This window comes from Hymenobacter sp. AT01-02 (assembly GCF_000961955.2).
Taxonomy (GTDB): domain Bacteria; phylum Bacteroidota; class Bacteroidia; order Cytophagales; family Hymenobacteraceae; genus Hymenobacter; species Hymenobacter mucosus.
Genome location: NZ_JZIR02000048.1, coordinates 1 through 9,670 on the forward strand (window position 1 = coordinate 1; position 9,670 = coordinate 9,670).

Annotated in this window: 11 protein-coding genes and 1 pseudogene; 7 read left to right on the top strand and 5 right to left on the bottom strand. The window is 57.3% G+C overall.

The window, feature by feature from the left end:
- Positions 1-12: 12 nt before the first annotated feature.
- A complete protein-coding gene (locus VI25_RS15090; protein WP_055562626.1) occupies positions 13-1,344 on the bottom strand; it encodes a DUF4270 family protein in 1,332 nt (443 codons plus the stop codon).
- Positions 1,337-2,341: a Kelch repeat-containing protein gene (locus VI25_RS15095; RefSeq protein ID WP_045688747.1), complete on the bottom strand. Its 1,005-nt coding sequence runs from the start codon at positions 2,339-2,341 to the stop codon at positions 1,337-1,339. The genes VI25_RS15090 and VI25_RS15095 overlap by 8 nt, the downstream gene beginning before the upstream one ends.
- A gap of 321 nt (positions 2,342-2,662) precedes the next feature.
- Here VI25_RS15095 and VI25_RS15100 point away from each other — a divergent pair, with 321 nt between their 5' ends.
- The 3 genes from VI25_RS15100 to VI25_RS15110 all read left to right on the top strand — a co-directional run bounded on the left by VI25_RS15100 (position 2,663) and on the right by VI25_RS15110 (position 5,285).
- On the top strand, positions 2,663-3,565 hold the full coding sequence (locus tag VI25_RS15100; protein ID WP_045688746.1) for a histone deacetylase: 903 nt from the start codon (positions 2,663-2,665) through the stop codon (positions 3,563-3,565).
- Positions 3,566-3,637: 72 nt separating this feature from the next.
- A complete protein-coding gene (locus tag VI25_RS15105; RefSeq protein WP_055562627.1) occupies positions 3,638-4,651 on the top strand; it encodes a J domain-containing protein in 1,014 nt (337 codons plus the stop codon).
- A 169-nt stretch (positions 4,652-4,820) separates the two neighbouring features.
- Positions 4,821-5,285 (top strand): hypothetical protein, encoded by a 465-nt coding sequence (locus VI25_RS15110; RefSeq protein WP_045688744.1) that lies wholly within the window; start codon positions 4,821-4,823, stop codon positions 5,283-5,285.
- Between the two features lie 89 nt (positions 5,286-5,374).
- Here VI25_RS15110 and VI25_RS15115 read toward each other — a convergent pair whose 3' ends face one another.
- The 3 genes and pseudogenes from VI25_RS15115 to VI25_RS28935 all read right to left on the bottom strand — a co-directional run.
- Entirely contained in the window at positions 5,375-6,265 is an 891-nt protein-coding gene (locus VI25_RS15115) for an alpha/beta fold hydrolase (RefSeq protein WP_055562628.1), read from the bottom strand.
- A gap of 73 nt (positions 6,266-6,338) precedes the next feature.
- A complete protein-coding gene (locus tag VI25_RS27030) occupies positions 6,339-6,782 on the bottom strand; it encodes a helix-turn-helix transcriptional regulator (RefSeq protein ID WP_045688742.1) in 444 nt (147 codons plus the stop codon).
- Between the two features lie 131 nt (positions 6,783-6,913).
- Positions 6,914-7,099, bottom strand: a pseudogene (locus tag VI25_RS28935) (helix-turn-helix domain-containing protein); the annotation flags it as partial.
- A 195-nt stretch (positions 7,100-7,294) separates the two neighbouring features.
- On the opposite strand from VI25_RS28935, the gene VI25_RS15125 reads away from it, so the two are divergent.
- The 4 genes from VI25_RS15125 (at position 7,295) to VI25_RS15140 (ending at position 9,491) form a co-directional block, all read left to right on the top strand.
- The gene (locus VI25_RS15125) at positions 7,295-7,693 is read left to right on the top strand and encodes a YbjN domain-containing protein (protein ID WP_045688741.1); all 399 of its coding nucleotides are present in this window, start codon (positions 7,295-7,297) and stop codon (positions 7,691-7,693) included.
- A 42-nt stretch (positions 7,694-7,735) separates the two neighbouring features.
- A complete protein-coding gene (locus VI25_RS15130) occupies positions 7,736-8,437 on the top strand; it encodes a PspA/IM30 family protein (protein ID WP_045688740.1) in 702 nt (233 codons plus the stop codon).
- A 49-nt stretch (positions 8,438-8,486) separates the two neighbouring features.
- Positions 8,487-8,696: a hypothetical protein gene (locus VI25_RS15135; RefSeq protein ID WP_045688739.1), complete on the top strand. Its 210-nt coding sequence runs from the start codon at positions 8,487-8,489 to the stop codon at positions 8,694-8,696.
- 135 nt (positions 8,697-8,831) lie between these two features.
- The gene (locus VI25_RS15140; RefSeq protein ID WP_045688738.1) at positions 8,832-9,491 is read left to right on the top strand and encodes a hypothetical protein; all 660 of its coding nucleotides are present in this window, start codon (positions 8,832-8,834) and stop codon (positions 9,489-9,491) included.
- Positions 9,492-9,670 lie beyond the last annotated feature (179 nt).

Consider the following 9,670-nt stretch of genomic DNA (forward strand, 5'->3'; position numbering starts at 1 on the left):
CTTCAGGCTTTCTTACTGCACCCGCGTGAGATAAACTCGTAGTTTGATGGGGTTCGTAACGTTGGCCGTGCCGCCCAGTATTGCCCGCTCGGGTGTGTCGGGCGAAGTGGAGGACAGCAGGAGCCCTTCGTTTGCTACCTCCCGCTTCAGCGCCGCCTCGTAGTAAGGCGTGAGAGAGAACGAGTAGCTTCCCTGCTCCAGGTTCGTGCGCAATGAGTAAGCGTAGGAGTACGCCGCGGTGAGGGTAGCGCCATTGAGGTCGGTGAGGTAAGAGCCGGAGTGGTTACCACGGTCAGCTAGCTGCAAGACCAAGGTAGCGGGCGGCACAAATGCGCCTTTCTCCGTGCCTTGCACAGTTTCTAGCTGCAATTGAGCCGAGTTTAGCACCCACGTACCACCCAGGTTGTTGAGGTCGAGGAGGTAGGGTACTTCAATCTTGGTTTGCAGCCCCAGCCCGCCCTGAATATAGGCCTCGGCGGCGGTGCGGGTACTGGCAATGGCTTGGCGCGAGGCAGTGAGCGAACTAAGCAGCGTGCTACTACGGTCAGCCTGCAGTTGGTAGAAGTGGCGACTACCGTCGGCAATGGTGAAGTCGCGGGACAGGGCCTCATCCGCCGCGGTAGGCAGGTGGTAGTAAAGGCGCAAGGTGGCGGAGGTAGAGGTTGCCAGAAAGCGTAGAATGGCGGCATTATCAGTAGCCCCCGGCGAGAGGCAAAAGCCAGGCAAGCGGGCTTCCAGCGCATCATCAGACGAAAGCTGGCGGCTAATGCCTGCGGTCAGTAGCTCGCGCCCTAAGGAGGCTGGCAGGGGCACGCGCAAAGTTGTCAGGTTGGGCCGCGCCCGAAAGGCCTGGGTTACCAGCGGCGTAGCGTTGTAGCCAACCGTGTTGAAGGCGTAGTACTTAGTATTGGGGCGCAGCGGTTCTCGCAGGCGATGCACCGCGAGGTGCTGCACCTTGGTAGTGTCGCCGTAGCGGTAGGTGTCCGTAGGGAGCAGCAGCACCACGGAGTCGTACACGGCAGAAACATCGGGCTCGAAAGTGGTACCTCCCAGCCCCAGCCGCACGTAGCTGCGGGCCGTAATGGTGCCGAGCCGGTTATCTTGATACTGCCCCAGTAGCAAGTAGCTGCTGGTAGATGTAACGACAGAATCGACGAGGACGGTGGACGTGCGAACGGTGAGGGTATCCACGAACAGGGTGCCGGTGGTGGTATCTACCACTAACTCCGAGCCTACGTCCGAAGGCTCTTCGCAGGAAGCCAGTAGCAGAACCAGCAGCCCTAGCACCGGCAGGCCCGCCACGCGACAGGCCCACTGGTTAAGGAAAAAGCGTACCTTATTCATCCGCCGCGGCCGTGGGGTCCAGGTCCCAGAAGTCGTCGAGGCGGGTGCTACCGGTGGTACCTAAGCCTACGTAGCCCTTGTCGCCCAAGCCGAAGCCGATGGGTTGCATGCGGGCCGAGCCTTCAAAGCTAGTTTTCTGCGTCCAAGTGTCCTCAGTGGGGTCATATACCCAGCAGTCGGTGCGGTAGCCGTTGTTGTTGCCCAGGGCCACGTAGCCCAGGTTATTTACCACAAAGCTTACGGCATTCTGGCGCACCACGCTGCTGTAGTCGTAGTCTTCATCTTCGTTGAGCGTGAGCGTGCGGCGCTCGGTCCACTGCTCGGTGGCGGTGTTGTAGCCCCACACGTCGGTCTGGTTTACGCCATTATCCGAGCCCGTCAGGATGTAGCCCGTGTCGTTGAGCGTAAAGGCCACCGCGCCCAGGCGCTTGTTGCCGCCAAAGCTGGGCTTCTGCGTCCAGGTATCCGTGGTGGGGTCGTACTGCCAAAAGTCCTTTTTATAGTTGCCATCGTAGCCCGTACCCACATAGCCCTTATCGAGAATGCTCAAGCCCACGGCACCGTATCGGGCCGAGCCTCCGAAGTCGGCTTTCTGCGTCCACGTATTCGTGGTAGGGTCGTACTCGTAGAAATCTTTGAGCCTGTTTACCCCGTCGTAGCCAGTACCCACGTAGCCCTTGCCATTGGCGGCGAAGGCAACGGCTTGGTAGCGGCCCACGCCGGGGAAGTCGGCTAGCTGCTTCCAAGTGTTGGTGGCCGGGTTGTACTCCCAGAAATCCTTGAATTTGTCGGTGCCATCGGTACCCAAGCCCACGTAGGCTTTCGCGCCAATGGTAAAGCTTACGGCCGAGCTACGGGCAAGGCCTTCAAACTGCGACCGGCTGGCCCAGTTGCCCAGAATTTCTTCGTCGGCATCGTCGGCATCGTTGTCACAAGAGGTGGTCAGGTTCCAGGTTAACAGTAGCAGCAGCCACAGTAACACGCGGGGATGTTTCATACAAAAAATAGGTTGGTGTTTCAGCGGAGAGCTTTGCCGATGAGGAATAGGTTGCAGCCTAAAATGCCCTCTGAACCCTACAAACCTATTTCAGCGGCCCCGTCCTCTTCGCATTGGCTCTACCAATCGGCCGATAACCCAGACGACCCGGCAGTTTTCATCGGCAGTCCCGGCCCGAAAAAAAGTGGTGCAAGCACGAAAAAAGGCTCTCCCACCTGGGACTTTCCTGATACCTGCACCCGCTAAGGTCACGCCGAAACTGAGGTTGTTCCGTACCTACTCGTATCTGCCCCTGCTTTCCCTTGCCTCCTTTTGCTTCGCATGCCTTGCCTTGCTACTTCCGAACGTTATAGTATCCGCTTACCTGAAGGCCACCGATTTCCTATTGCCAAGTATAGTCTGATTCGAGAGCAACTGCTTTGGCAGGGAATTGCGCCGCCCCAGGACTTCTACGACCCCGGCTTGTGCGCCGAGGAAGACATTTTGCGGGTGCACTCGCCCGACTACTGGCAGCGGGTGCGCGACTTGCAACTTACCCCGGCCGAAGTGCGCCGCCTGGGCTTACCCCAAAGCGCCGAACTAATGTGGCGCTCGTTGAGTAGCTCAGCGGGCACGGTGCAGTCGGCGCGGCGGGCCTTGCTGCAAGGGATTGGTATGAGCTTAGCGGGGGGCACTCACCACGCCTTCCGCGACCGGGGCGAGGGGTTTTGCGTGCTGAACGATATTGCTATTGCGGCGGCTCACCTGCTGCACCACCACTTGGTCCGGCAGGTGCTGGTAGTAGACCTTGACGTGCACCAAGGCGACGGCACGGCCAGTATTTTCCGGCAGGAGCCGCGCGTATTTACTTTTTCCATGCACGCGGGGGCCAACTACCCTTTGCGCAAAGAACAATCGGACCTGGATGTGCCCTTGGCGGTAGGCACCGACGATGCTACTTACTTACAAACTTTGCACCGCGTTCTACCAGCCCTTTTGGAACAAGTACAGCCCGATTTCATCTTTTTTCAGGCCGGAGTAGATGTACTAGCCACCGACAAACTGGGCAAGCTCGCCCTCACGCAAGCCGGCTGCCGCCAGCGCGATGAGTTTGTGCTAGGCTTATGCCGGCAGCACCAAATACCCGTGGCCGTGAGCATGGGCGGGGGCTACTCAGAGCAGCTCCGCAACATTGTAGATGCCCACTGCAACACGTTTCAGGTAGCCTACAACGTATTCGGCTAAGGCTGGCCGTGCGCACCTAACGTCAGAAACGCAACCCACGCGGAGGCCCTTCCCGCCACTACTTTTGCACCTATGAACCTTCATAATCCTTTCACCGACCTGCCCGCTGCTACTGCTCTTCCCGTTCCTGCTTCGGGGGAGGCGGTAGGCACGCCCGCCCAGCAGGCTTTTCGCGCGGCCGTGGAGCAGGTAGAAAGCTTGCGCCAACGCCTGCGGGAAGTACGCGCCGAGCAAGCCGATGCCCGCCGCCGGTACTGGCAGCAGGTGGGCCCCGCCGCCGAGGCCGTTGTACAAGCCCGCCAAGCCCTATTCGCTCCCTTGGAAGAAGGATTGCTCCTAAGTTATTTCAGCCGGTTGGAGCATCGCCAGCTACAGGAAGTAATTCTGGGGAACGCGCGGGCCTTGCAAGACCGGTTTGGGGAAGACGCCGCCGACATACTGCGCAAGTACGGACCGCGCCGCCGCGTGGAAGACGAGGATGAGCCCGACAGCGCCACCTCACCGCCAACCCCACAGCCCAACTCTACCCTACCACCCCACGAGCAGGCGGCGGCCCAGGCCCGCAACCGCCGCAAGTCTAAGGCCGAGAAAGCCCAACTGGCCGCCGAGCAGCAAGCCCAGGCGGAGCAGCAAGCCCTGCTGGCAAATACCAAGAGCCTGTACCGCCAGTTGGCCCGCACCCACCACCCCGATTTAGAGCGCGACCCCGCCATTCAGCAGCAGAAAACTGCCCTGATGCAGCGCATCACGGAAGCCTACGAAGCCAACGACCTCTATACGCTACTGCAGTTGCTCTCCGAAGCCGCCCCCGCCGACCAAGCTGATGATACCGTGCTGGCCCGCTACACTCAGGCCCTGCACCGTCAGCAAACGGAGCTTAAGCAGGAACTACAGGCCCTTAAGTTTGGTGAAAACGGCTTTTCCGGGAGCAGCGGCAAGAAACGCGAGCAGGAATTACGGCAGATTAAACGCCACCTGCGGGCCGAGGCGGAGTACTTAGAACACATCTTGCGGCTGGTGCAGGAGCCCGAAGGCCTGCGCGAAGTGCTGCGCGAGCTTGCCAGCGCCGGCCACGACACCGTGTAGCCGAGGCCCTACACCCAAGATGGCACGGTGACGATTGGCCATCGTAATAATTGCAAGCTGAACAGTAAAGTGCTATCTTCCCCTTTGCGAAATATTCCTTTTCTAGTATATGCACCTTACTCAGAGCATTTAAGCTGGGTAGGCAGATAGCGCGCTTGTTCAGCTCTGCATGATTTTAACCCTTACGAACCTTCGGACCCAGTACGACCCTGACCTGTCTTTTGTGCGGCTACAATGGCACTCGGCCCAGCCTGGCATGGCTGGGTTTCAGCAGAGCTTAAACCTGGTGGCTTGTCTAGTGGAGCAAGGAACCGTGCAAGACGCCCTCATTGACTTGCACGGCCTACCTAATATTGGTCTGGATGATCAGTTTTGGCTTGCTACCAACTGGCTACCGCGAGTGTCCGTACCGGCCGTTCAGCGGGCAGCCCTTGTGCTACCGCCCTCAAACTCCTACAATCAGCTTGTAGTGGAAAGCCTGATTCGGACCGGGCGCCATTTTATGCACTATGACATCCAGTTCTTCATTACCAGCATAGATGCCTTAGACTGGTTGTTTCACGAGAAGCCGTGTACCCAAGAACGCCTAGATACCGAGTGGAAAGAGCCTAAGCAGGTTTCTGCGGGGCTGTAGAACTTGATTTGCGCAGGAATGGTAAACTGCTGCTTAATTCTGCCACCGCTGTTTGTGCATTTGTGCCAAGAGGCGCCTATGCTACCCATCTACTGTAGAAACTCCACCACCTGCTGCATCACGGCGGGGTCGCGCATGATGCGGTTGTGGCCCAGGCCTGTGGTGGGCCGAAAATCCAACAGGGGCCAACTGGCGGCTATTTCCTGAGCCTCAGCGAAGGGAATGCTCGCGTCCGTATCGTCGTGAAAAAGCACGGCACGGTCTACTGGTAGTCTGCTCCCCATATGCAGCAAACTAAAGCTTTCGGCGTCGCGGCCGTGCTGGTCTTGTACGTGCTGCATCATGCGAGCAACGACGGCCGCTGGCAACCGCAGCAGGGCGGCAAAGCGTTGAGCCACGGCCATGGTACTACCCGGCACGGCCAACAGTACCAGCCGGGGCAACCGCCCAGTAGTGGCCTGGTTGAAGTGCACGGGCACACCTGCCGTAGCTGCTCCACCAAAAGAATGCACCACCACGGCGTACACCTTCCCCAAAGTATCAGCCACGGCTTGTACCGCCGCGCCAAAGGCCGGCAGGGTGGTATGGGTACCGGGTGAGGCGCCATGAGCCGGCCCATCCACGGCTACCACCCGAAACCCCGCCGCCACCAACGTGCGCGCCAAGTAGCCCCAGAAGGAGGCCCGGTGCTCCCACCCGTGCACAAGAAGCACGGTACGCTGCCCGGCCGGGTTCCACTCGTAGGCGGCCACCTTACTGTGCGCCGTAGGTACCCAAAACAGCCGGGCATCGGCCAAAGCAGCTGTTTCCCATTTCTTCTCCACCAACCGGCGCGGCGTAGTGAAGAGCCGCCAAGCTGCCGCGAAGGCAAGCTTCGTAGAAACAGCAGCCAGCAGCCGAAACTTTACCCGCAGGAACTTTATACCGGGCGGATCTTGGGCAAACGCTGATGAAGAGGTCAAGGGAGTAACTGGCGGCATAAGAGCAGCTATATACACTAAGTGAACAGGGCGGTTTGCCCCCTAGGTAGTCAAGGACTGGGAAGTAGCGCTACTACCCCAAACGTGCCAGTAACTCTTCTACTTGTCGCTCCAGACGGGTTACGCGCTCTTCCACGAGGGCCGGGGGCCGCAGATAGGTGCTAAACACGCCCTGCACTTCCCATACTTCCAAGGCATCCGTGAACGGCAAGTCTTGCACCGGATAGTCGGGATTGTCGGCGCGCAGGCGCAACACGTTGTCGGATCGGTGCTCTACCAAACGACGCACCACCAACTGGTTTTGCAGCACAAAGGCATACAAGCGGCCCGCTCGCAGGCGCAGAGTGGCTTTGTCAACGCGGCAGGTAAGCAACACATCCTGATGACGCACCGTGGGCTGCATATCGGCCCCTTGCATCTCAAAGGCCCGAGTGGCCGACCCAAGCTCGTGCGGAAACGACAACGACGGCAGCGCGTCCACAAACGAGGCGTCATGATGGCGCACAATGTATTCCAATAGGCGCGCAGTGGCACGTAGGGCGTTAGGTGCTGCGTGCGGTCAGCCAAGGCAGGCTCGGGTGCGGCTACTTCCGGCTGTTGGTACCGCTCAAAACCATAGAGGTCATTTACAGTGAGTTCTTTTGTAAGTAGCAGGTCTACCGACAGGCCAAAATAATGAGCAATCTGGATAAGTGTTTCCATTTTAGGCTCTGACCTACCCTCCTCGTACGCACCAACGCTGGGCCGAGCCAGGCCAAACAACTCCGCAAAAGCCGCCTGACTCAGCTTCTTAACAGTTCTTATCTTCCGAATATTCTTACCAACGTGCGACATGGCAGCAAAAAATATTTTCGCTCAAACTTTGAGCATATACTGAAACTTCAGTACCATTGCACCGTAAATCTACCACATTACCGGCAAGGTAATTTCTAAAATACGCTATTTTTTTGAGCAAGTCATTAGCATAATGTGCTTGGAAAAGTAGCAATGGTGCTGGTAGTTTCTCAACTCTTACCCCTTTATCTTACTATGCCCAACCGCTACTTCACCACTGTCAAGACCTTTTTACTGGAACTAGGCTTTGACATTCGCCACGAGGAGCCTACCGACAATGTACTAGTGGTCAATAAGCTGGAACTGGGCATCCGGCACCTTGTGCTAAGCTGCGGGGAGCCCCTACTTATTTTGGAACAGTACCTGCTGGACGTACCGCAACCCTCCTGCGAAGTCTACCAGCTGCTACTCCAGAAAAATCGTGACATCATTCACGGAGCATTTGTGCTGGATGAGACGGGGCGCAAAGTCATCTTCCGCGACACTCTCCAACTAGAACATCTCGACCGCCCCGAGCTGGAGGCAGTTTTCAACTCCCTCGCCCTGCTGTTGAGCGAATTTGGCGACGAGCTGATTGCCTTTTCCAAAGGTTAATTTTTAACGCGGGGCCCTGCTTCGCACTACCCAGTATCTGCCATGAATATCTTCAACCGCATTTTCAAGATTGGGCAGGCCGAGGCGCATTCGGCCGTAAATCAGCTCGAAGACCCAATCAAAATGACTGAACAGGGCTTGCGCGACCTGCGCCACGACCTCGACAAAGCGCTGCATGCACTGGCCGAAGTAAAGGCCTTGGCCATTCGCAGCCGCAACGACGGGGCCGCTTACCAAGCCAAAGCCCTCGACTACGAAAACAAGGCCGTACTGCTGCTGCAACGGGCCCACCAGGGGGAACTAGCCGCCACCGAAGCGGACCGCCTAGCTAGCGAGGCGCTGGTAAAGAAAGCTGAGAACGAAGCCCATGCCGGCCGCAGCGCCCAAGAGCAGGCTACCTTCGAGGCCTCAGCCCAGCAACTGGAGCAGAACGTGCAGCAGCTTAAACAAACCATCAGCCAGTGGGACAATGAACTACGCACCCTGAAAGCCCGGGTAACGGTGAGCACCGCTACCAAGACCATCAATCAGCAACTGGCCCAGTTAGATTCCTCAGGCACCGTAGCGCTACTAGAGCGCATGAAGGAGAAAATTGCTACCGAAGAAGCCTTGGCCGAGTCGTACGGGCAGATTGCTCAGGAGAGCAAGTCCATCGACCAAGAGATTGATAAGGCCCTGGGTTCAACCGGCGCCGGGCAAGCAGCTACTGAGTTGCAAGCGTTGAAAGCTAAGTTAGGCCTATAAGCTTCCTCATTTCCTTCATATTACTACTTGATCATCCGACTTGAACGATATGAATACCAGCGAAAAGAGTGCTTATTACTTGGGAGGATTGATTGTTATAGCCACTGCTGTGGCGCGGGCGTTGCATTACCTCGACGCCTGCCAAACTGCCCCTATGGTGTTTGGATTTGCCATTCTTATTGCCGGGCAACAGCAGTACGTGAAGCGGCTGAAGCGCCGGAACGCGGAACTAGAAGGGGAGGCGCTACAACAGCAGTAACGAAGCTTCCCTACAAGCTACCCAAAGCTGGTACTAAGGCGCCTAGCTGGTTTTTTTGACCCTAACGGCTTAAAAGTATAGTACAGCTTACCAGAGTTTTCCTGACCTTTCTGAAGCGTTGCCAGCCTTACCCCTATGACCGAATTGCTGCACGAGGCTCTGCTGCCACCTAATCTGCTGCCTACCGGCCTGCTGGTGTTTGTGTTGTTGTATTGGCTAACGGTACTTGTGGGCGTACTTGATTTTAGGACAATTGATCTTGATACGGACCACTATATGGATACCGGCCACCACGTAGATGGCCACCATGAGGTAGGAAACGGGGGCGTTGCTTGGCTAAACCAGGCCCTGGCGTTTTTTAACCTGGGCCGCGTGCCGCTTATGATCTTTCTGAGCTTTGTGGTCTTGCCCCTGTGGATTGGCAGCATCCTTCTCAATTATACCCTCGGCAACACGGCGTTAGTACCTGGTCTTTTGCTGCTGCTGCCATTGCTGCTGGGGAGTCTGCTGGCAGCCAAATTTCTGACCCTGCCCTTTGTCCACCTCTTCACGGCCATGCAAGCCGGCCACGATGCCGGTACGCAGCCCCTTGGCAAAGTATGTACCGTGCTTTTGCCCACCACCGCCTACCGATTGGGCCAGGCTAGTGTGCCGGTGGTAACCGGGTCTCCGCTGGTGCTAAACGTGCATGCGGCCTCTCCCACTGCCAACCTTAGCAAGGGCGATACTGCTCTTGTCATCGACTACGACGCTACTCGGCGTTGCTACTTAATAGAACCGTATGAAATAGTGTGACAATCCTATATTTTGCACTAGCCTTGCAGGAGTGGCCCGCTTATGCCTGTTGCTTTCTCGCTCCAATCCCTGTGTTTTTCTACTAGCCAGACCCGTAGCGCTGCTGCATTTTTTTACTACTACTCGTCGGCCCTTCAAGTCAGTTTACGCTTTATTCTCCGCCAACCTACTTCACCCTG